Origin of the sequence: Desulfosediminicola flagellatus (assembly GCF_005116655.2) — a bacterium.
Classification (GTDB): Bacteria; Desulfobacterota; Desulfobulbia; order Desulfobulbales; family Desulfocapsaceae; genus Desulfopila; species Desulfopila flagellata.
The window spans coordinates 4,097,106-4,117,918 of the sequence record NZ_CP050698.1 but is presented as its reverse complement, the minus strand read 5'-3'; the positions used below and the strand labels follow the sequence as shown (position 1 = coordinate 4,117,918).

At 44.8% G+C, this 20,813-nt stretch carries 20 protein-coding genes; 9 read left to right on the top strand and 11 right to left on the bottom strand.

The window, feature by feature from the left end; translation table 11 throughout:
- Positions 1-153: 153 nt before the first annotated feature.
- Together trkA and FCL46_RS16980 are read left to right on the top strand one after the other, a co-directional pair.
- Entirely contained in the window at positions 154-1,491 is a 1,338-nt protein-coding gene (gene trkA / locus FCL46_RS16985) for a Trk system potassium transporter TrkA (RefSeq protein WP_136809913.1), read from the top strand.
- Entirely contained in the window at positions 1,488-2,951 is a 1,464-nt protein-coding gene (locus FCL46_RS16980; RefSeq protein WP_136809912.1) for a TrkH family potassium uptake protein, read from the top strand. Before trkA ends, FCL46_RS16980 begins: the two co-directional genes overlap by 4 nt.
- A gap of 190 nt (positions 2,952-3,141) precedes the next feature.
- Here the strand turns inward: FCL46_RS16980 and FCL46_RS16975 are convergent, their stop codons facing one another.
- The 8 genes from FCL46_RS16975 to FCL46_RS16940 form a co-directional block, all read right to left on the bottom strand.
- Positions 3,142-3,957, bottom strand: a complete 816-nt coding sequence (locus tag FCL46_RS16975; RefSeq protein WP_136809911.1) for a cytidylate kinase-like family protein — start codon at positions 3,955-3,957, stop codon at positions 3,142-3,144.
- Positions 3,958-4,742: 785 nt separating this feature from the next.
- Positions 4,743-5,348, bottom strand: coding sequence for a hypothetical protein (locus FCL46_RS16970; RefSeq protein ID WP_136809910.1), 606 nt, complete (start codon positions 5,346-5,348; stop codon positions 4,743-4,745).
- Positions 5,349-5,497: 149 nt separating this feature from the next.
- Positions 5,498-6,664 (bottom strand): glutathionylspermidine synthase family protein, encoded by a 1,167-nt coding sequence (locus tag FCL46_RS16965; RefSeq protein WP_136809909.1) that lies wholly within the window; start codon positions 6,662-6,664, stop codon positions 5,498-5,500.
- Positions 6,665-6,668: 4 nt separating this feature from the next.
- Positions 6,669-7,286, bottom strand: a complete 618-nt coding sequence (locus FCL46_RS16960) for a DUF1190 domain-containing protein (protein ID WP_136809908.1) — start codon at positions 7,284-7,286, stop codon at positions 6,669-6,671.
- A 10-nt stretch (positions 7,287-7,296) separates the two neighbouring features.
- On the bottom strand, positions 7,297-7,710 hold the full coding sequence (locus FCL46_RS16955) for a DUF350 domain-containing protein (RefSeq protein ID WP_136809907.1): 414 nt from the start codon (positions 7,708-7,710) through the stop codon (positions 7,297-7,299).
- A 3-nt stretch (positions 7,711-7,713) separates the two neighbouring features.
- A complete protein-coding gene (locus tag FCL46_RS16950; protein WP_136809906.1) occupies positions 7,714-8,364 on the bottom strand; it encodes a YjfK family protein in 651 nt (216 codons plus the stop codon).
- Positions 8,365-8,465: 101 nt separating this feature from the next.
- Positions 8,466-9,158, bottom strand: coding sequence for a PspA/IM30 family protein (locus FCL46_RS16945; protein ID WP_136809905.1), 693 nt, complete (start codon positions 9,156-9,158; stop codon positions 8,466-8,468).
- 11 nt (positions 9,159-9,169) lie between these two features.
- Complete coding sequence (locus FCL46_RS16940) at positions 9,170-9,559, bottom strand: DUF2170 family protein (RefSeq protein WP_136809904.1); 390 nt, start codon at positions 9,557-9,559, stop codon at positions 9,170-9,172.
- Positions 9,560-9,889: 330 nt separating this feature from the next.
- On the opposite strand from FCL46_RS16940, the gene FCL46_RS16935 reads away from it, so the two are divergent.
- Entirely contained in the window at positions 9,890-10,453 is a 564-nt protein-coding gene (locus tag FCL46_RS16935) for a rhomboid family intramembrane serine protease (protein WP_136809903.1), read from the top strand.
- Positions 10,454-10,729: 276 nt separating this feature from the next.
- On the opposite strand, the gene FCL46_RS16930 is transcribed toward FCL46_RS16935, so the two are convergent.
- The 3 genes from FCL46_RS16930 to ppnP all read right to left on the bottom strand — a co-directional run bounded on the left by FCL46_RS16930 (position 10,730) and on the right by ppnP (position 13,152).
- On the bottom strand, positions 10,730-11,410 hold the full coding sequence (locus FCL46_RS16930) for a type 1 glutamine amidotransferase domain-containing protein (RefSeq protein ID WP_136809902.1): 681 nt from the start codon (positions 11,408-11,410) through the stop codon (positions 10,730-10,732).
- A gap of 23 nt (positions 11,411-11,433) precedes the next feature.
- Complete coding sequence (locus FCL46_RS16925; protein ID WP_136809995.1) at positions 11,434-12,462, bottom strand: NADP-dependent oxidoreductase; 1,029 nt, start codon at positions 12,460-12,462, stop codon at positions 11,434-11,436.
- A gap of 372 nt (positions 12,463-12,834) precedes the next feature.
- The gene (ppnP, locus tag FCL46_RS16920; protein ID WP_136809901.1) at positions 12,835-13,152 is read right to left on the bottom strand and encodes a pyrimidine/purine nucleoside phosphorylase; all 318 of its coding nucleotides are present in this window, start codon (positions 13,150-13,152) and stop codon (positions 12,835-12,837) included.
- Between the two features lie 368 nt (positions 13,153-13,520).
- Here ppnP and FCL46_RS16915 point away from each other — a divergent pair, with 368 nt between their 5' ends.
- The 6 genes from FCL46_RS16915 to FCL46_RS16890 all read left to right on the top strand — a co-directional run bounded on the left by FCL46_RS16915 (position 13,521) and on the right by FCL46_RS16890 (position 20,688).
- On the top strand, positions 13,521-15,173 hold the full coding sequence (locus FCL46_RS16915) for a PAS domain S-box protein (protein WP_136809900.1): 1,653 nt from the start codon (positions 13,521-13,523) through the stop codon (positions 15,171-15,173).
- A 163-nt stretch (positions 15,174-15,336) separates the two neighbouring features.
- Positions 15,337-15,894 carry a TorD/DmsD family molecular chaperone gene (locus tag FCL46_RS16910; RefSeq protein ID WP_167506036.1) on the top strand — a complete coding sequence of 186 codons (558 nt, stop codon included), beginning with the start codon at positions 15,337-15,339 and terminating at the stop codon, positions 15,892-15,894.
- Positions 15,891-18,158 (top strand): molybdopterin-dependent oxidoreductase, encoded by a 2,268-nt coding sequence (locus tag FCL46_RS16905; protein ID WP_136809898.1) that lies wholly within the window; start codon positions 15,891-15,893, stop codon positions 18,156-18,158. Before FCL46_RS16910 ends, FCL46_RS16905 begins: the two co-directional genes overlap by 4 nt.
- 10 nt (positions 18,159-18,168) lie before the next feature.
- On the top strand, positions 18,169-18,741 hold the full coding sequence (locus tag FCL46_RS16900; RefSeq protein WP_136809897.1) for a 4Fe-4S dicluster domain-containing protein: 573 nt from the start codon (positions 18,169-18,171) through the stop codon (positions 18,739-18,741).
- A gap of 39 nt (positions 18,742-18,780) precedes the next feature.
- A complete protein-coding gene (locus FCL46_RS16895) occupies positions 18,781-19,125 on the top strand; it encodes a hypothetical protein (protein WP_136809896.1) in 345 nt (114 codons plus the stop codon).
- Positions 19,126-19,659: 534 nt separating this feature from the next.
- Positions 19,660-20,688 (top strand): DctP family TRAP transporter solute-binding subunit, encoded by a 1,029-nt coding sequence (locus FCL46_RS16890; RefSeq protein WP_217909458.1) that lies wholly within the window; start codon positions 19,660-19,662, stop codon positions 20,686-20,688.
- Positions 20,689-20,813: the final 125 nt, after the last annotated feature.

Here is a 20,813-nt window from a genome sequence, read left to right as displayed (position 1 = left end):
AGTACTATTGGATAGTAGGCTTGAAATATCAGAAGCTTGGGTGTAAGAACGAATTACCCGTGGAGAATACTGATTCAACGCACTGACTTTTCAAGAGTGTTCTCCAGATTTTCAATATACCTTGACACGCAAGAAGGAAAAAGGAGTTCTCTAATGCAGATACTCATCTACGGGGCAACCGATATTGGTTATATGATCGCCGCCCGACTGTATCTGGACCATGATATTACACTTATTGATGAGCTGGACAGATTGCCTGAGAAATTCAACGATCTGGACATCAGTTTTGTCTCGGGTAGTGGTACTGATATTGCTGCACTGGAGTCAGCCAGAACCAAAAAGACCAAACTGTTTATTGCCTGTTCACAGCTAGATGAAGCCAATATAGTTGCCTGCTGGACCACCAAAAAAATTGCAGAGGTAGAAACGGTCTGCTTTGTGAGTAAAGGGGAGATCTATAATAATCTCGTTTCCCCTGTACATCATCGCTATCAGACCAAATATGATATCGACAGAGTTATCTGGCCGGAACACTTGCTGACTCAGGATATTTTCAGAATCATTCTGGTACCTGAAGCGATAGATGTAGAATATTTTGATGGCGGACGGGCAAAGCTGTTCGAATATCGGATAAAAGCCGATTCTGCTCTCTGTGATTGCCGTATCATGGATTATGACTTTCCTGCCAATGTATTGATCGTTGGCATTACCCGAAATAATATCCTGTTTATCCCCAACGGTACTACAAAGATAGAAAGTGATGACAAGGTTATTTTTATGGGCACGGGCCCGGCTTTGGATGTTCTTGCTGCCACGTTGTTTCAGGTAAAAAACAGGATAAAGACAGCAGTAGTCATTGGCGGAGGCAACGTCGGTTTTTATCTGGCAAAACAGATGGAAAAGGCGAAAATAAAGGTAAAAATAATCGAGAAGGATGAAAAGCGCTGTAATTACCTGACAGATAATCTCAAATCAACTCTGGTGTTGCAGGGCGATGGTACGGATCTTGAGATGTTGGAAGATGAGTACATCGGTGATATGGATGTTGTCATCTGTGTAACCAATAATGACGAAAAGAACCTGCTCTGTTCACTGCTGGTAAAACAACTGGGTGCCGGACGTATTGTTACACGTGTCAATAATGCAGGAAATGCCCAGCTGTTTGATCGCGTAGGGATTGATGTTATTGTTTCCCCTCGTGAATCAGCAATGAAAGAACTGCTTAACCAGATTCAGGCTAAAGATGTTAATCTCCTTGCCCTGGTGGAAGGTGGTCAGGGGGAAGTGTTGCGTATAGTCGTTTCTGAGGATTTTGTTGATACCCGGGTGATGGATCTCAGCTTGCCGAACAATGCAATTATTGGAGTTATTAAACGCGGCAGGGGAATAATTATTCCCGATGGCCACACGATAGTCTCTGCCAAGGACCAGCTCAAGATCTTTACTGTCGCTGAAAATACAGAAGTACTGAATACACTTTTTGCAAAATGAATACGCGCACTATTGTCAATGCACTTGGCCTTATCCTCATAGGCTTCGGGGTGATTATTCTTACACCTATTATTGTGGCCTTGCTGGAGAAGGAATACAACTCGATTTTACCATTCATTGTTGCCTCCATTTGTGGCATCGGGGTAGGGCTGATCTGTCAGTGGCGGGGCGGTTGGGGCCATAACTTTGATGATGTCAAGCGATCGGAGGGGATGCTGATAGTAACACTTGCCTGGGTAGTAACTGCTGCTGTCGGTGCTATCCCGTATCTTTTCTATGATCTTAGCCCCTTGGATGCCTATTTTGAATCAGTCTCGGGAATTACTACAACCGGGGCAACCATCCTGACAGATTTTTCTCTCTACCCGAAAGATTTCTTTTTTTGGCGTAGTCTTACTCAATGGCTGGGAGGTATGGGAATTATCGTGCTTTTTGTTGCGATTCTCCCGCAGTTTGCCGTTGCCGGGCGTCGCATGTTTTTTGCCGAAGCACCAGGCCCCACTGAAGAAAAAATAACTCCGCGTATTACACATACTGCCAAGGCTCTCTGGCTGATTTATGTATTGCTTACGGTTGTGGAAATTGCCTTACTCTATTGGGCGAAAATGCCGATTTTTGATGCTGTATGTAATGGTCTGACAACTATGGCTGCAGGTGGATTTTCACCGCACCCACTCTCTATCATGGGATACCAGAACCCGACTGCCACCTGGATAATTACCGCGTTTATGTTTCTGGCAGGGAGCAACTTTGCTTTGCAATACCGGTTCATTGTACAGAGAAAACCCAACTCACTTTTACGGAGCGAAGAGTTTCGCCTCTACGTTACCATTGTTCTAACGCTTTCCGGTTGCCTTTGTGCTCTCTTGTATTTTTATCATGACCTTTCGTTTCAGGTGAGTTTGCGGGATAGTTTTTTCCAGATTGTTTCTATAATAACAACTGCGGGATTCTCATCTGCGGATTTTGCCTTATGGCTTGTTCCTGCCCAGGCAGTCCTGTTAATCGTTATGTTTGTAGGTGGCTGTGCCGGTTCGGCAGGTGGTGGAATTAAGGTTGTGCGGATACTTTTTGTCGGCAAATACCTGAAGCGGGAGATTGCACAAGTGCTTCATCCGCGGGCAATATTGCCGGTGAAAATTGATCGGGGAACCGTGCCGGATGACATCCAGAGGCAGATGATCGGTTTTCTACTTTTCTATATTGTTCTGATGGTGGCTTCCGGCCTGTTGGTAACAATGATAGAAGGCAATGCCGCAATCGGTTTTGTCGGTACAGCAGCAACTATCGGTAATATAGGGCCGGGCTTTGGCGAGATTGGGCCTATGGGTACATTCGGCCTGCTCTCAATCCCCACCAAGATTATCTTTATCATCAATATGGTAGTCGGCAGGTTGGAACTGATACCATTTCTGGTGATGTTGCATCCTGATTTCTGGGTGTTTAAATCGGGCAGTTAGTAAGAAAATACTTCATCCCCTGGTTGGCGTGATGGGCGTTATTAGGTGTGAGGAGTAAAAAAAATCAAAATCTGACCACTGAGTATTGATCCTGGTACAGTACGTTGTCAATTTTTTCTGGAATGATGTAGTTGTCACCTCACTCCTCACTCCTCACTCCTCACTCCTCACACCTCACACCTCACTAAATTTAAATATTGTGATACGGATTTATATAGTGAGATTTTTCGATCGGTGATTCATGAAGTGTAACGGTGTTTATTCCGTCGATAGCCATGACACGTTTTTCGACAGTATCCCTGAGGTCTTTACTGACGTTGCCGATAATGGCAGCATCGTTTGTCACTGCAACCGTAATCTTGTGTGAAAGATTGATCAGCATGGCTTTTATTTTTGCCGATTTTTCCATATCCCTGATAATTTGCAATGACTCAGGGGTTGTTTGGAATTGCGGCTTTTTCACAAGATCGTAGAGAATTTGAACTGCATCATCAATAGTAAGCGTATTTATATGCAGAACAATATCATATAACCTGCTGTCCCAGGTGTCCGTGCCGTAAACCTGGATTCCCCATTTTCTGCGTTCTTCGTCATCCTTTTTCAATAGGTAGCGCGCTTCAGTCGGCGATATATTCTCCCGTCGAACTTCTTCCTTAACGCGATCCTCCATATTAGAAAGAATTCTAACTTTTAAAACGTGTGGGACATCTCTAAGTATATAATGCCCTGCAAGGCCGTGATATACGATATTATCGACTGCAGTGTGTTTAATTAGCGAATAGCGAAAGTACGCAAGATATTTTTCTTTTCCATACTTAAAACGTTCCAGCACTGTTGTTGGATCGTGCAAAGCCCGGATCAATTTTATTTCAGGAATGTTGAACTCAGCACATGCTTCCAGAATAATATCCCGGGAAACACATTCATAGTTGAGTTTTTCAGCAAGTTTTTCAGCTACTTCTTTTCCGCGACTGTACGATCCTCTTGATATTGTGACAATACTCATGACATCTTCCTACGAGAGAAATTACCCACGTAATAGTACAAAGCCAGATGTTTCATCATTATGGCGTTGTTGTAGTATTAGTGAGGTTTAAAAGACAACTTTTGAAAATCAGCACGGTATAAGCCAATGCAACTGTTATGCTGATCAGAAGTTGTTATAAAGGGTTTAACTGAAGTATTTATGGCCCTGGGATCTTTTAGGCTTGAGCAGTTTCTCTTTTCAGCGACGATACTGTCGAATTGAGAGAAAAAGTTCAGTCCGATAGACTCCTGGACACTGCAGGGCGAAGCCTAAGGGGAAAGATCATGAGCAAGACATAAATGTCGCTCTTTAATAATCTCGGAAGATTGGTGCATGATTATTGAAATGTAGCGTTAGGGTTGTTGATATTTTACGGAAGGAATTTCTTTCCTCTGTGAGGGGTGACAATCAACCTCACAGTGTAGTGTAATACTGCAAATGTATTTTTCAACTCAATAGAATGAAATGAAGATAATATTTCATATTCATCTATTTTCATGCAGTTTTGTCAGTCTCATAACAGGCTCTACCTGAATAGGCAAGTGTAGAATTGCAGCCATTACTCTTAATGCGATATCCATCTATAAGAGCCGATTACAGCTGCTGTTCGTTTCATATGTCTTACCAGTTGGCCAGACACCGTTTGAAGGTGCAGAGTTGCTGGTAAAAAAGGACCATACTCTATATAGCAGGTTCAACATTGTAGGGATAACGGCGCTAAATGATGTTACTGCAACACAAGCTCTCATCAGCTTTCAGGTGCATTAACCTTTTTTGTAGAGATACGGCTGGTCGTGAAAATCATCGAAAGAGAGGAAGGATTGCTTCATAATCCGGGTGCTTTCGTTCTCTACTTCGTGGTCTTTAATTATATCAAAAAATGTGTCGTTTGCAGTGCATCCGTTTTTGCCCTCGCCTATATAGAGTAGATGCTGTCCGGGAATCAATGACTGCCAGATTCTGGTCGCCAGATCATCTTCTGCAGGCCAGGCCAAAATGTACAAATGAACTTCAGGATGGCGCAATACATACTCTAAAGAATCCATCTGCTGGACGAGATCAAGGTAGCGGTTCTGCGGAAAATCAGACCAGCTTTTATTGTCGATGGATGTCTGGAGCGTGATCCCGTATTTTCCGAGCCAATGCCCAAGCCAGCCGATACCTGCTCCGAGTTCAACTATGTTCTCGAAATTTAGGCAGAGTTGCTGGAGGGATAGTAGGAAATCCTCAGTGAGAAGCACAAAGGACTGTCCGACGTATGTCTCCCTGACCTCCATGGTAAGTTGATGCTTATCCCGGTTGAATTCTCCGGCTTCGATCCATTTACGGTCGGTATAAATATGGTGCTTTACCTCTGAAGTCGTCGGCAATCGTTCACTGCTGCGTGAAAATGTTTGGCTGAGTAGAGGATGGATGCTGTTGCATGTGTAGTTTATGATTTCTTAATCCCCTGCGGTGATGTTTGTCTGCAGCAAGAGTCTATCAGTTCTTTTCGTTGCAGAACCGATAGACTCTTGAATTACAGTATAATGTGGGGAAGGTATCTGCTCATGTCCTGAGTAATTGGTCCGCTGTCTTCACGCACAGAGATTCCTGCCGCCTGGTCGTCGACCAGCCAGCTGCCGATCAGCGTATAGTGTTCACCAAATCTGGGCAGCATATATGTAGCTTGATAGATAAACCCTTCAGCGCCATATGGGCCGGATGAGGCCGCGATTTCCGATGCGTTCCGAACGATTGAGATGTTAGAGCCTTCCCGGGAAAATAGTGGTTTTTTTACCATAGAGTCGGAATTACCCGCCAGATGCAGCTCATCTTCAAAAAATGTAGGGAGGAGATTTGGGTGATTAGGGTACATTTTCCAAAGCATAGGTAATAGCGCTTTATTGGAAATGATGCTTTTCCAGGGAGGTTCAATCCAGCGAATGTTGTTTTTACCAAGATAATCGCCAAACTCTTCCTCAAGCATGAATTCCCATGGGTAGAGTTTGAACATCCAGCTGATTACCTGATCTTTAAGGTCACTGAAGTTGCCGTGCTTGTCACGACCGATATCTTCTATATAAACAAAATGCGTGTCAATACCGGCAGCCTGAGCGCAGTCTTCAAGGTATTGCACCGTGCCGCGATCTTCTTCGGTATCTTTACAGCTGGCGAAGTGCAGTTCACGATCAGGTGTCAGGAACTGTAGATCTTTAAAACGGTTAACCAGCTTTTCCTGCAGGCTGTTGAACTGATCTGCTTTTCGGGGCAAAATACCGGCATCAACATTGTCTTTGAGCCATAGCCATTGCCAGAATCCGGTCTCATAGACACTGGTAGGCGTATCTGCATTGTTTTCGTAGAGCTTTGCATGCCCTTTACCAGAGTATGCCAGATCTATGCGGGAATAGAGGCTCGGATCACCGTTGAGCCATGAGTTTCGAAGAAAATCCCAATGGCGCTCAGGAATACAGAACCGCCGCATAAGCTGCTCGTCGGAAACAACCTTGTCAACGACAGCGAGGCACATCTGATGGATTTCTTCAGTAGGTGCTTCGATGCCTTCTTCGATCTGCTGCAATGAGAATTGATAATAGGCTCGCTCATCCCAGTAACGTTCGCCGTACATTGAGTGAAACTTAAAGCCGAATTCATCAGCTCGAGCTTCCCAGTCCGGGCGCTCCTTTATGGGCATGCGCAGCATAGAATCAGCCTCCCCAGCCTTTGGACTTGCTGCCACCACCCCAGCTCGATTTTGCTGAAGCAACTGCCCCGAAACCACCACGGGAAACAGTTCGTGTGACTGCCGGTTTGGTTTTCATCGCAGATTTGTCGACTTTGTACGACTTTTGCCCTGGTTTACCAATTACAGAGCCATCCGCGGTCATGATCTGGTTGTGATGCGAAGAATATGGTCGGTTGTATCGGTAGACGGGGTTATATCCGTAACCATTATATGAGCTACTTCCGGATAACATCCGGCCGATCATAAAACCGGTCATCATCGGCATAAACATGCCGCCACTTCTGGTTTGTACGCACTGACCATCGCCAAATTCAGATTCACACTGGGAGGCGGATGAGTATTTGGGGCCGGTACGTTCTGCTTCTTCCTGAGCCTGTTGATAGGCTGCCTGGCATTCTTCCAGGGAGAGTTCAGAGTTAGAGACACACTCTGCGGCTGAATTGACAACCATAACCTCTTCCTGGCTACTGCATGAGGCCAATGTGACAGCAGCAATTCCTAATGCCAGCGGGCCGCGGAAAGATCGTTTTTTCGGCTCTTTCCTCATCATGTTCAGGTCGATATGTTTGGTTCGCTTCATTGTTGCCCCCTCAATAGGTCATGCAGGCTGCGTTTAACAGGCCGACGGCGATAGTAGTTGCAGCTAACATGATACCCGCGCTGACTTCATTTGCTTCGATGCGTGTAATGATGGTGCGCATAAAACCAAAGCGAAAAAGTGCAAAGGCGAGTGATTGGGCAATAAAAGCAACTATGCCCCAGGTGGCAAAATCGATCAGCGATATAGAATTGCTGGCGGCACCGCCGAGAGCAATGGCAAAACCCACTATTGCACCGCCAAATCCTATGGCTGCAGCAGTATTTTTTTCTTCTTTGATGAGCTTCCACTCATCGTGCGGGGTGATAAACTTGTACACATATTTAAAGAGCACAAGAAAAACTAGTGACATTCCAAAATACAAACCGAAATGCATGACGCTAGAGAATAAACTTGGGTTTTCCATGGGTTATCCGTGTATTGTTAATTGGGCGGGAGTTAAGGTGATCCCAGTGCTGAGAACAAAACAGCGACTCAAATTACCTGATTCTTCGACTTTCTCTTCAGCAGAGAGTAACAGAGATTCTGTCTGATCATTTGAGATGGGCCTCTCAAAAAGCATGGTAAACTGATCAGTAACAGAGAAATCTCCATCATCATCGTACGTTTTCTCAGCCATGTGCACCGGGTTGTGATAGTCACTGGCAGAAGTCCAGACGCGACTATAGGTATAGCCATCAAGCTCGTATGTAGAAGCACCAATTTCTGTTTTTAGAAGCTGGTCCCAGATAGCTTGAGAACTGATATCCCTGGTGTCATAGAAGTGAAATAATTTTACATCCACCACATGTTCATCGGATTTTCCGCCTTCGGCAACCACTTGCAGAAAAGCATCGTCGTCGGTGTAGAAACGAAATACCCAGGTACCATCAAGATCAACAACACCGGCTGCCTTAATAATCTGGGTTGGAGAACACTCGTCAATCATCAGGTCGTCTACTATGAGTCTCAGATGAAGGGAGTCAATCTCAAAACTGCAGCCTAAGCGGAGTCCCATAATGGATGGCGCATCGGCTCGTGGATCATGTTGTGGTTTTTTTCCGAATAATTTTTTGAACATGGCGGTCGTATTCCAAGTGGCTTGGCAGGTAATGAAATACCTGTTCATGAGGGCTGTTACGGCCGCTCATGAACAGGTACGTTGCAACTTACGGTGTAACGTTAACCTTTTTTGGCAGCAAGAATCTGTGCCAGCTTATCGTTACCCTTCACCTGGCCACCAGGCTGAATGCCGGCAGCCTTCAGTTTGGCGTCAAGGCTGGAACCGCTCTCTTCGTTAGCAAGTTCATCTGCTGCTGCGAGTTCGGCGTTACGTTGTTCCTGCTTGGCTTTAATGCGCTCGAGACTGTCCAGAGCTGTTTTTACTTTACTGTTGGCCCCCATGTGGCGTGTTGAAACTGCTACCTGGGCCTTCTGAACAGATTCAGTTGCTTTTACCTGATCGATCTGCTGTTCCATACGGCGAACATTAGTTTTGGCTTTGCTGATGTTGGCTTTCAGAGCAGTTTCAGAGGAGAGGAAACCGTCAAGAAGACTTTGTTCTGTTTCAAGAGTTGCTTCCAGATCTGCAACGCGCTCAGCACATTCGATAGCAAGTGTATCGTCGCCTTTTTCACTCGCGGCAATGGCGTGATTCGTATAGGTCTCGATATCACCTTTCAAGGAATTAACCTTGTTATCGGCGAGTTTACGTTTTGCCATGATCTTTGTCAGATTGTGATCACAGGCCTGCAGTTCTTTTTTTGCTTCACGTAATTCCTGATCAAGGATACGGATTGACTGCGTGTCGGCTGCTGCTTCAAGGCCATCGTTTGTGGCTCCTTTCAGAGCGCTCCAAAGTTTTTTAAGACTCATGTTGTGGTCTCCTATTTAAGGTGATCTTTATATAATTCCAGAAACTCACCAACATTGGCAAAGAGAGTCTCAATTTCTTCTACAATCGCGCTACCATTACTGTCAACAGACAGTGAGCCAAAGGCTGAGTAAAACTCTTCTTCGCCTATAGTATTGATACAGACAGTGGTCAAAGGCAGCAGGTTGTGTGTCCGTAGAATCAGATCGTTTAATGCTGTCTTGTCTGCAACCATGCTTGCAGGAAAGAGTGTTGTTTCAGCGATAATCTGCTGGTCGCCAACATAAATAAACGCATCTATTCCATCATCATTTGTGATACTGAGGCAGTCACCTTTTGTATCGACGGCCCAGGAAGGCTGAGAATCAGCGAGTTCCTTGAGTTTATCATTGTTCCAATTCATTAGCATTTCTCCTTTTGCTTAGTTGTCATACATATACAACTGAACACAAATATGCATCGGGACATAGTGTGTCAATCTTTTGTTACATTAGTTGCTTATCTATGATTCTCTGTGTAGCATGCACTCAATTAATCAGCCGTATAAAAAACTACTATATCATGCAATCGTGACATAATTCACTACACGAAGGTACATGAGAAAAAGAAGGCTGAATGTAGCTTTTGACTTTATACGATTTAGACATTGTATACGTAATTTAATACATTGCATGTCTATTGTTCGTTACATTGATGTAATTATCAAAAAAAGATCAGTCAATTAAGGATATATATGATGCTTAAGCGAATCATCCCTCAAGAGGCGCTGTTTCTCGTTGCTGTTATGTGGGTCGTTTTCATTGTTGATATGGTGCTTCCAGGTATATCGTTTGATCATCTGGGTATTCGACCGCGCAGACTTGATGGTCTGACAGGGATATTGCTGTCTCCCTTCCTGCATGGAGGGCTGTCTCACATTATATCAAACACGATACCATTGCTGGTGCTGTCTGCATTTATACGCATGTCCATAGGTTCAAAACGGATGCTCATCGTTTTAGTCTGCGGAGTTGTCGGTTCCGGTCTTGGTACCTGGGCTTTCAGCTCGGGTGGAGTTGTGATTGGTGCATCCGGTCTTGTTTTTTCGCTTATAGGCTTTCTTTTAGCTGATGCGTATTTTAGTCCGAGTCTGCGCAGCTGGTCAGTTGCAATTCTCTCGTTTGTCTTATACGGAGGCGCATTACTCTCAATATTCAGCTTTTTACCCTTTATCTCGTGGGCTGCTCACTTCTGGGGCCTTGTTTCAGGTATATTCATCGCCTCATTACTGAAAGTGAAATCTAAACCCGTAGGATGAGTAGAGTACTATATTTATGGTAGAAAATGGTGATGGGTTTTCTGGTATTTGGGTTCTCACGATCTTGCCATATGCATTATGGCAAGATCTGGAAAATAGGAGCCTATCCGAGAATAGGAATTTGGGTCAAAATCGAGATGTTTTCAAAAAATAAGCACAGCCATATATATGATATCGGAGTCTTCGCTTACCTGCAGCATTATATTTTTGAAAAGCCCGAAGATTTTGAACAAGAAGTCATTCTCGGACGGCCTCATAGGTGGTCAAAAATACAGACTAACTGTTAAGTATTTCTATCAGACGTTTTGCCGCTGCTTCTGATGATGCAGGGTTTTGACCTGTTACAAGGTTCTTATCCACCTCAACATAACTGCCCCAATCGTCACCTTTGCAATACACGCCTTCATTCTCTTTCAGCATGTCTTCGACCAGAAATGGAACAACCTCTGTCAGCTGAACGGCTTCTTCTTCAGTATTGCTAAAACCTGTGACTCTTTTTCCTTTAACAAGAGGTTTTCCATCGGTATCCTTTACATGGCGAAGGACTCCCGGAGCATGACAGACAAGCCCTACAGGTTTTCCCTGTTTATAGAACTCCTCAATTAATGAAATGGATTTTTTATTCTCAGCGAGATCCCAAAGAGGTCCATGTCCGCCAGGGTAGAAGATAGCATTAAATTGGGTCGGGTCAATGGAGTCCAAACGAACTGTATTGGTAAGTTCCTTTTGCGCCTGATCATCCTGCTTAAAGCGAGCAGTAGCCGCAGTCTGAAAGTCGGGTTCATCACTTTTGGGGTCAAGCGGAGGCTGTCCACCGAGTGGAGAGGCCAGGGTTACTTCGAAATTTTGATCTTTAAAAAGAAAGTATGGAGAGGCAAATTCTTCTAGCCAGAAACCGGTCTTTAAGCCTGTATCACCAAGTGTGTCGTGGGATGTGAGAACCATTAAAATTTTCATGAAATATCCTTTAATGTGGTTGTTTATAGCGGATTGTTGACCCGGATTACAAGCTTGCCAAAGTTATGACCTTCCAGCATGCCGATAAATGCGTCAGGCGCATTTGCCAGACCATCAACAATCTGTTCACGGTAGTGAATATTTCCTTCACTCAACATTTTTGACATCTCTGTGGCAAATTCATCGTAACGATGACCGTAATCATCAAAGATGATAAATCCCTTTACCGTGATTCGTTTCACCAGAATTGTCCCCATAAGAACCGACATGCGATCCGGGCCATCAGGAAGTTTTGTGGCATTATATCGTGAGACAAGACCGCAGACCGGAATCCGGGCTCCGACATTGAGTAGTGGCAATACAGCATCAAATACTTTGCCGCCAACATTCTCGTAGTAAATGTCTATCCCCTTCGGGCATGCTTCTTTCAATTGTTCGGCAAAATCTGAGGACTTATGGTCCAGACACTCATCAAATCCTAGAGTTTCTTTGGCATAAGTGCATTTTTCTGCACCTCCGGCAACACCAACAACACGACAACCTTTGAGTTTACCGATCTGGCCTACAGTCGCTCCAACCGGGCCAGTTGCTGCGGCCACCACCAGAGTGTCTCCTGATTGTGGTTTGCCAATGTCCAGCAAGCCCATATACGCAGTAAAGCCGGGCATGCCCAGAATGCCAAGAGCATATGAAGGGGTTGCAGGATTTTTCCCGAGCGGGGTCAGGTCCGATCCGTCTGATACTGCATATGATTGCCAGCCGCTATAGGCAAGAACCCATTCTCCCACTTTAAAATCAGGATGGTGGGACTCTTCAATCTGGCAGACAGTGGCACCCACCATCACCTCATCAATATTGACTGGTGGCGCGTAGGAAGGAGCATCGCTCATACGGCCGCGCATATATGGATCAAGCGATAAGTAAATACTGCGCAAGAGTACCTGGCCTTCGCCCGGGATAGGTTGCAAGACTTCTTCTAAGCGGAAGTTGTCTTTCGTCGGAGCACCGACGGGGCGTGATGCAAGCACAATACGACGATTTCTTTCAGCCATTTGTCCCATGTTCTTTTCACCTTTTTGATTGTGGGGTGTTTAGGTGTATCGGTTTGTCGAACTGTCTCGGTTGTCTGACTTTTTTTTACAATGTGTTGATCAGTCGTTTAAACAGACTGCATTGTACAGGTTAAGAGGATATTCCGTTTATGCAACTGTGTTGCTGGTTATTATTGAAGTGGTTGTTTTGTGAGCCCTTTAAAGAGTTTTAGTGCTATGGTGTAATCTGTTTGTCAGGCACATGTTAAGCCACATCGAATAGAACAATTCAGCAGGTTGCTGTTATGTGTTTATTTTCCATCATTACAGCGTACTGGAGTACGTCGTAATGATGGGGAAATTATAACAACGAAGTTTGTAAAGAAGTGTTACTTATGCCGTTATGTAAGAGCAGCAATAGTCAGTAATGCTTTTGACTTTAACACCGAATTTTGAATTGGCGGCCACTTCAAATTCTTCTCCGCCCGAAATCGTTTTCCATCCTGCCTCGGGTGTGAGTAACACTTCGAGTTCTCCGGAAAGGATTTCCATGATTTCTTTGGCGGCGGTATTGAATTCATACTCACCAGGAAGCATAATCCCGAGGGTTTTGCGGGAGCCATCAGGAAAAACAACTGTGCGACTGGTGACCTGCCCATCAAAGTAAACACTTGCTGCTTTAATAACTGTTACATCCTTGAATTCTGACATACATCTATCCTTTCGAGTCGTAAATTTATAAAATATTGCGGGTATGATAAACAGTGGGAACATGCCTGGGTGGCTACTACAGACCCGTCTGGCAAGTGCATAAGTAATATATACCTCGTTCTGCTCAATCAGGCACCTTGACTTTTCACGTTTAGAGCGAATTTGGTATCGGTTATTCTATATGTAATGTTCGACTATTACCTCAACAGTTTTACATCCGACGAAGCTGAAAGCAACCTTTGCAGATTGCTCATGATAGACATGTGTAGTACTTGTGATACTATCCTGTTGCTCTTGATATGATCGTATCCAGACAGCATTTATGCAGATTCAATGCGAGTTTTCTGAAGTTTCAAGGGAGATAACGAGTGAAAGTATTGTTGGATTCAATCCTGGAGGAGATGGACACGTTCCTTGTGAAGTGGACTGAGTACATGGAACAGGCAGGATATCTTGAGCATACAACTGCCAAGAAAGAGGATTGCATTCTCAGTCTTCGCGGCCTTATTGAACCCATCCAGGCACTTCTGTCTCAGGGGAAGTCTTTACGCTTCCCATCAATTCTGAAAAACAACAGGGAGATGGCGGATTTTCTTGTGCAGACAGGCAGGAGGCACCAGGCCCGGGGCTTGAAGGCAGAGATGTTCTTCGGTTGTTTCAAGACATTGCTCCATGCTGTTGAGGATATCATTCTACTGTCCGATCTGCCTGATCACGAAAAACTCCAACACCATATCGAATTTCGTCGGATTGTAGATGCAATTGAAACGATTACTGTTGCGGATTGGGATGATCCGACCCACGATACTAAGCTCAGTATGCTTGCTGAAAAGAACCGCAGCTTGACGTTAGAGAAAAATAAGTATGAAAACATTTTTGAGTCAACCTCTGATATTGTCCTGGTAATAAACGATACCGGGGGAATTCTTGAGATGAATGGCGTCGCAAGAGAGCATTTCGGTATTAATGCTCTTGGAGATAGCGTCTTCAGGCATATTGATCATGAGGACTATTCGGTACCAACATTTCTTGAACGCTATCCGCATGGGCAAAGTCATGAAATCAGGATGAATGACGGTATCGAAATTTATTCTATGGTTATCGTACCACTGAAAAAGGTGTCTCTGGCCTCAGCCGGGTATGTCATCATTCTAAGTGATATCACGTCTCTTATCGATCAGAGGGTGCAGCTTGAACACCAGGTTCTGGAACGCACGGAAGCATTAACACAATCCGAACAACTCTTCCGCTCACTATTCACTTCAGCAGGTGAAGGTATCCTGCTGGTAGACAATTCGTTAATGATTACCCAGGCCAATCAGAAAGCGGCTGACATGTTTGGAATGACAAGTCAGTGGCTTGAAGGAGCAAATTGCGTAAAAATAATTCATCCGGACAGCATAGATAACCTGCGTCAGGCCGCATTGATAAACGAGGGGGATGTCTGGCATGGCGAGGTCAATGGTATTACCGGAAGCGGCGATGCATTTCCTGCGAGTATCACGGTTAATAAATTTCGCCTTGGTGGAGAAGATTTTCTTCACCTGATTGTGCGCAATATCACTCAGCAAAAAGCGATGGAGAGATATTTACGCGAGGAGAAAACAAAAGCTGAAGAGATGAATGTTACTCTCAGAAATGTCATGAAGGCCATAGACCGGGACAAGGAAGATCTTGAGGTTTCAATAGCCCAGAAGGTGACAACAAGTATTATTCCGTCATTGCAGAAACTGGCGGCTGAAGATAACCGCGATGTTCGCGACATGTATATGAAAATACTTCGTGACCAGTTGGCAGGTCTGACCAGGTCTTCAGGTGCTATAAGTAATGAAGACATTATCCGATTAACTAAATCTGAAGTGCATGTGTGTCAGATGATTCAGGCAGGTTCGACCTCAAAGGATATCGCTGATGCCATGGCAATATCCATAGAAACAGTGCAGACACATCGTAAAAATATCAGGCGAAAGCTCGGCCTGAGTGGAAAAGATGTAAATCTTTTTGCCTACTTGAACAAGTAAATTAAATGTTTTCAGTGTATTAGCCTTGTAGTCAGTTTTCTTTCTCTCAAATCATCTCATTTAATGGGTATGTTTTCATACCCATTAAATGCCCAATACCTCCCATTTACTCCCATTTCATACCCGTTTATCATCTTTGAAACACAACAAAAGGGTATTGAACATGGATAGACCACAACTCCTCGAAGCTTTCAGGGACTTTTTTCATTACGGCAGAAAAGAGCATCTGAGACAAGCCTACCTCAAAATTTCAGCTCTTAGTGATCCTGGCAGTGATCCTCAAAAGATTGACTGGGATCTGGAAGAGTTCACCTTCAACAAGCTTTTTACTGGCCCTATGGCACCGCTGGCACCTGCTGTAGCCTCGGTATACCTCGATCCCGAAGGGTTGATACAGGGGAACGTAACGGCCGAAATACGCACATTTTATGAATCCATCGGGCTTAGAATTGATGAGATAGGAAGCGAACCTGAAGACAGTCTCGCCTACGAACTTGATGCATGCAGACATCTGTTGCTTCTCGCCGACAAGTTGCCTGAAGCGGCAGATGCGTATGCCGGTTTTATTCATGAACATATCGCATTATGGGTTCCGGAATTTTCCACCAGAGCAATGGAGCATTGCCAGGAATCTGTGGCAGTAAAGAATGTACTGATGCTGTTGTCAGAGTGGGTTGAGAACGAGACCGGTAATACTACGCAAGATAAGGAGATGGAATGAAAAAAGAGCTGGATAAAACCGATAAGGCAGTTGTCTGTCCTTTCAGCAGACGTGGTTTTCTGAAAGGTATGGTTGCAGCAGGAGTTATGGCATCGATACCTGCCGGAATCCTGCGGGCAAATGCCTGGGAGCGTATTCAATATGAAGGGGAATATGACATATTCCGTAATGCCTGCCCCCGAAACTGTTATGACACATGCAGCATAAAATCCTATGTACGCAATGGTGTTCTGGAATTTATTGAGGGTGCGCAGGAGTCCACATTTACTGACGGTGCCCTGTGTGTAAAGGGATATGCTTATCCGCGAAGGGTATACAGCCCTGACAGGATTAAGTACCCGATGAAGCAGATCGGCAGAGGTACCGGCAACTGGAAGCGAATCAGTTGGGATGAGGCACTGACAGAAATTGCTGATAAGATCTTTGAACTGAAGAAAAAAGACGGCAGTCTGCTGGGTATGGCGCTTGATAAATACTCCGGCAACTTCGGCATTACCCATTACGGTGTTGAGGGAATGATGAGTTCTCTCGGTTATACCAGTCGTTTTGTTGGCACACCATGTTGGCCTGCAGGTATTGATGCCCAGAATTTTGATATGGGTAATATGTGGTGCAACGACCCTGAAGATTTTGTCAAAGCCAAATACATCATTATCTGGGGCGGTAATCCTGCCTGGAACTCCATGCACACCATGAAGTTTATCTACGAGGCGCAGGAGAGAGGGGCCAAGTTGGTTGTTATCGATCCGCTCCTGACCCAGACAGCGGCGAAGGCGGATCTTTATGTACGGGTCAAGACCTCCCAGGATGGTGTTCTGGCTCTCGGAATGGCGCGTCACATCGTGGATAAGGGATTGTATAATACTGAATTTGTCGAGAAGTTCAGCAAAGGATTCGATGAGTTTGTCAGTTATCTCAAAGAGAATGTGACTGTTGAGTGGGCAGCCGAGGAGAGTGGGGTGTCTGCAGAAGTAATTCGCGAGATTGCTGAAGAGTACGCGAAAGCAGAGCCGGGTACGATCTGGGCAGGATACGGTTTGCAGAGGCATATGAACGGTGGTGTCAATGTTCGGGCAATTGATGCCCTGGCGGCAATGACCGGCAACATTGGCAAAGAAGGTGGCGGTGTTCGATACGGTCATCTCCAGACCTGGGGCTTTAATTATAATGCCATGGTCCAGAAACAACCAGAGGGTTCGCTTGGTTATCTTGGTAAAGACACGATCAAGAGTGAGTTCACCAAAGAGCAGGAAGGTGGTGCACAGTATTCTGATAGAACCATCAATATCAATAAGCTGGCCGAGTCGATCCTGACCACTGACGAACCGCCCATCAGGTTGTTATGGGTAGCCTGTAAGAATCCTTTTGGTCAGGATTTTGACAGACCGAAACTGCAGAGGGCATTTGAGAAACTTGAGATGGTAGTTGTTGTAGACCAGTTCTTCAATGAGACAGTGCAAAATGCCGATATCGTGTTGCCGGCAACCACTCTGTTTGAAGAGTACACCGTCAACGTCTCCTACTGGCACTATTGGCTCAGCATCAACGAGAAGGCTATTCCAGAACAGTATGAGGCAAGAAGTGATCTTCAGATCGCTGCCATGCTCTCAAAGAAGATGAATGAGCTAGAGGCAGGTTCTTGTACCTTCCCACAGATTATGGACACCAAGGTCTGGATGGAAAAAGAGTTTAACGAGGGAATCCACAAGTTTTTCGGTATTAAGAGCTGGGAGGATTTGCGAAGTGGACCGAAAAAAGCAAAGCTTCCCTCCAGTGCTTCATGGCATGACAGAAAATTTGCTACACCTTCAGGTAAATATGAATTCAGTTCAGATCTCGCAGCTGAATATGGTCATACCAAACTACCAGAGCACAAGGTCAGAAGAAAGGCGTATGACAAGTTCAGGGTACTCACCCCGCATACCCAGTTTGGTTTGCATTCGCAGTTTATAAATATTGATTACATGGAAGACTTCAACAAAGAACCGTTTGTCTATATCAACCCCGTTTCAGCGAAAGCCAAAAACATTGCTGATGGCGATATGGTGAAGGTCTTTAACAAAGTAGGAAATGTAACCGTGAAAGCAAAACTTACTGATAATGTGGCCGAAGATGTCATTCTGATGTACGAGGCCTGGTTCAGAAAGGCTGACTACAACGTCCAGAATCTGGTCGATGACGAATCTTCTGATATGGGCAGCTTCAAGACCGGAGCCCCGGGTGTTGCCATTCATGATCAGTTTGCAGATATAGCCAAGGCATAGGGAGAACATAATGAAAAAACAACTGGCCTTTATGGTCAATTCCAAAAAATGTATTGGTTGCTACTCATGTGCATTGGCATGCAAAAATCAATATCATCAAGAGCCTGGCGTAGTATGGCGCGACCTGACACCTCTTTCTGAAGAGCATTATCCTCACCGTGAGAGAGCATTTTATTCACTTGCCTGTAATCATTGTGCCAAGCCTGTTTGTGTCGAAGTGTGTCCGGTTCAGGCGCATGAGAAGAGGGCAAAGGATGGCATCGTCGTGCATAGTGCCGAGAAGTGTGTCTATTGTCATGCCTGTATTGATGAATGTCCGTATGGTGCTGCAAAAGATAACGTGGTTCTTGAGCGAGCGGAAAAGTGCAGCATGTGTGTTGAGCGTGTTGATGCCGGTTTAAAGCCTGCATGTGTATTGGGATGCCCGACCAAAGCACTTACCATTGTCGATCTGGCAACGCTCAAGGATTCGAAGGCTGAGCAATATCCGCCGGGATTTGATAAGCACGAAAAGCTTAACCCTTCCACCAGGTTTATCAGGCCGACAGCACCTCAGTTGGCCCTGGCAAAAAAGGATTCTTAACAGAGATGCCCGGGCCTTCCAGCCCGGGCATGAAGAATAATGAAAAAATATATATTGCTAAGTATTATGTTGTTGATGGCTCTACCTGTTTCCGGTACTGAGCATGCCTATACAGCTCAAAAAGGAGAGTGGCTCTTTATCCCGGTTTCCTTGCCAGAAGCTAAAATCGGTGGTGGTGATTTTTATAACCTTAAGGTAGAGCTTGATGCTCATGACGAAAGAACAGAATATACTCTGGTAAATGGCGGGGTAAAAGTCAGGTCAGAAAATACTGGAATATTCAAAGTGTTACTCAGCGTTAATCATGTCACGAAATCCAGCTGTGCAGGCGTTGAGGTCAAGCAATACTCAGATGATGAAATTCAGATTCATGTAATTGAATGATAGTGGTTGGACCACGTTAAATTCTGCAATGTAAACACTCTTGCATCCCACCTGACAGCGCTTTTCTTTATTCGGGTTCATTATATCAATATAGTGCGACTGATGATCTCGCCCTGCACCTCCCTGCACCTCCCGGCACAGTTCGACCCCCAATGACAGCTGCCAGCTATACACCTCATTGAATAATTGTCATAATTCTTCATGATTATTATGAACGTTTTTGTATATTGACATTTACTTTTGGCGTCTGAATATCGGTTTGTTCTATACAATTTACGGTCACAGAATTTCAGGTGAGGCTATTATCTCTGTCTGGAATTGTTTCTGCTGATACTCAATATCAATTACCTGTGTTGACGCAGGTACGCTCATCGCTACAACAGGCATCCTGTTAGTATCTTGGTATATTTATTGTTACCATTTGATATTCCTTTAATTATTGACGGGTCTGGCAATTTCTTCTATGATCCTAACCAACGTTTTTTTGTGTTGATCTAACTATTTTTTATCTCATCCCACTCACTTGGAGGTACCATGTTCAAACGAATGTCTGTTGTTTTTGTTGTTGCCTTGCTCGCGCTTGTTTCCCCTTCTTTTGTGTTTGCCGGTAGCAAATATAAAAAAGAATATAAAATGAGCGTTGTAGTTGGTCCGAAACTCCCATGGGGAGCAGGAGCAACCCATTTTGCCGATCTCGTACGTGAGAGAACTGATGGTCGCATCAATATCAAGGTGTATACATCCTCTTCACTTATGGCTGGTAAACAGACCAATGAATTTCTTATCCATCGCCAGGGTGTGGCTGAATTCTGTTTTGCATCCACCATCAACTGGTCGACCACCATTAAGCCGCTGAATGTCTTTAACCTGCCGTTCTTTTTCCCGGATTACAAAGCACTTGATGCTGTCATCCAGGGGGAGGTAGGTAAGGAACTGGGGGAAGAGCTCAAATCCAAAGGTGTTACTGTTCTGGCATGGGGTGAAAATGGCTTCCGTGAAATCACTAACTCCAAGCGCGCTATCACTCAACCACAGGATCTGGAAGGAATGAAGGTACGTGTTGTTGGTACCCCTATCTTTATTGATACTATGAAAGCGTTGGGTGCAAACCCGGTGAATATGAACTGGGGTGATGCTCAGGTAGCTTTTCAGCAGGGTGTTGTTGATGGGCAGGAAAACCCGGTTGTAGCTATCGAGATCCCTGTTAAAATCTGGCAGTTCCATAAATATGCGACTATCTGGCGTTATGTTATCGACCCGCTGATGCTGACTGTTAACAATAAAACTATGGCTAGTTTCACTCCTGAAGATCAGGAAATCATCCGTCAGGCTGCTATAGAAGCGGCTGAGCAGCAACGTGGAATCGTTCGTAAGGGACTTATTGCCCCTGATCTGAGTGCTCTTGAAACATTGCGTGCAAACGGGATGGAAGTAACGGAACTTGATAACGCCGCCCGTGCCGAGTTCAGAGCCAAAACTGCTTCTGTTTACGATAAGTGGACAAAAGTTATCGGCGAGGATCTTGTTAATAAGGCAGCAGCAGCAATTGATGCAGCTAACTAGTTTTCATCCTAAAACTGCCTTTTAGCTCAATCTTTGTGTTGCGTGTCAGGTTTATATCCTTGGAACATCAGCAGTATGCCTGCGGTAAAAAACTGATACGCACCTCGATCTTGAACAGGTAAGCG

Bases quoted from the DNA above. Each gene is read 5' to 3' on its own strand.
- trkA (WP_136809913.1), top strand. From the start codon at position 154: ATGCAGATACTCATCTACGGGGCAACCGATATTGGTTATATGATCGCC.
- FCL46_RS16980 (WP_136809912.1), top strand. From the start codon at position 1,488: ATGAATACGCGCACTATTGTCAATGCACTTGGCCTTATCCTCATAGGC.
- FCL46_RS16975 (WP_136809911.1), bottom strand. From the start codon at position 3,957: ATGAGTATTGTCACAATATCAAGAGGATCGTACAGTCGCGGAAAAGAA.
- FCL46_RS16965 (WP_136809909.1), bottom strand. From the start codon at position 6,664: ATGCTGCGCATGCCCATAAAGGAGCGCCCGGACTGGGAAGCTCGAGCT.
- FCL46_RS16960 (WP_136809908.1), bottom strand. From the start codon at position 7,286: ATGAAGCGAACCAAACATATCGACCTGAACATGATGAGGAAAGAGCCG.
- FCL46_RS16955 (WP_136809907.1), bottom strand. From the start codon at position 7,710: ATGGAAAACCCAAGTTTATTCTCTAGCGTCATGCATTTCGGTTTGTAT.
- FCL46_RS16950 (WP_136809906.1), bottom strand. From the start codon at position 8,364: ATGTTCAAAAAATTATTCGGAAAAAAACCACAACATGATCCACGAGCC.
- FCL46_RS16945 (WP_136809905.1), bottom strand. From the start codon at position 9,158: ATGAGTCTTAAAAAACTTTGGAGCGCTCTGAAAGGAGCCACAAACGAT.
- FCL46_RS16940 (WP_136809904.1), bottom strand. From the start codon at position 9,559: ATGAATTGGAACAATGATAAACTCAAGGAACTCGCTGATTCTCAGCCT.
- FCL46_RS16935 (WP_136809903.1), top strand. From the start codon at position 9,890: ATGATGCTTAAGCGAATCATCCCTCAAGAGGCGCTGTTTCTCGTTGCT.
- FCL46_RS16930 (WP_136809902.1), bottom strand. From the start codon at position 11,410: ATGAAAATTTTAATGGTTCTCACATCCCACGACACACTTGGTGATACA.
- FCL46_RS16925 (WP_136809995.1), bottom strand. From the start codon at position 12,462: ATGGCTGAAAGAAATCGTCGTATTGTGCTTGCATCACGCCCCGTCGGT.
- ppnP (WP_136809901.1), bottom strand. From the start codon at position 13,152: ATGTCAGAATTCAAGGATGTAACAGTTATTAAAGCAGCAAGTGTTTAC.
- FCL46_RS16910 (WP_167506036.1), top strand. From the start codon at position 15,337: ATGGATAGACCACAACTCCTCGAAGCTTTCAGGGACTTTTTTCATTAC.
- FCL46_RS16905 (WP_136809898.1), top strand. From the start codon at position 15,891: ATGAAAAAAGAGCTGGATAAAACCGATAAGGCAGTTGTCTGTCCTTTC.
- FCL46_RS16900 (WP_136809897.1), top strand. From the start codon at position 18,169: ATGAAAAAACAACTGGCCTTTATGGTCAATTCCAAAAAATGTATTGGT.
- FCL46_RS16895 (WP_136809896.1), top strand. From the start codon at position 18,781: ATGAAAAAATATATATTGCTAAGTATTATGTTGTTGATGGCTCTACCT.
- FCL46_RS16890 (WP_217909458.1), top strand. From the start codon at position 19,660: ATGTTCAAACGAATGTCTGTTGTTTTTGTTGTTGCCTTGCTCGCGCTT.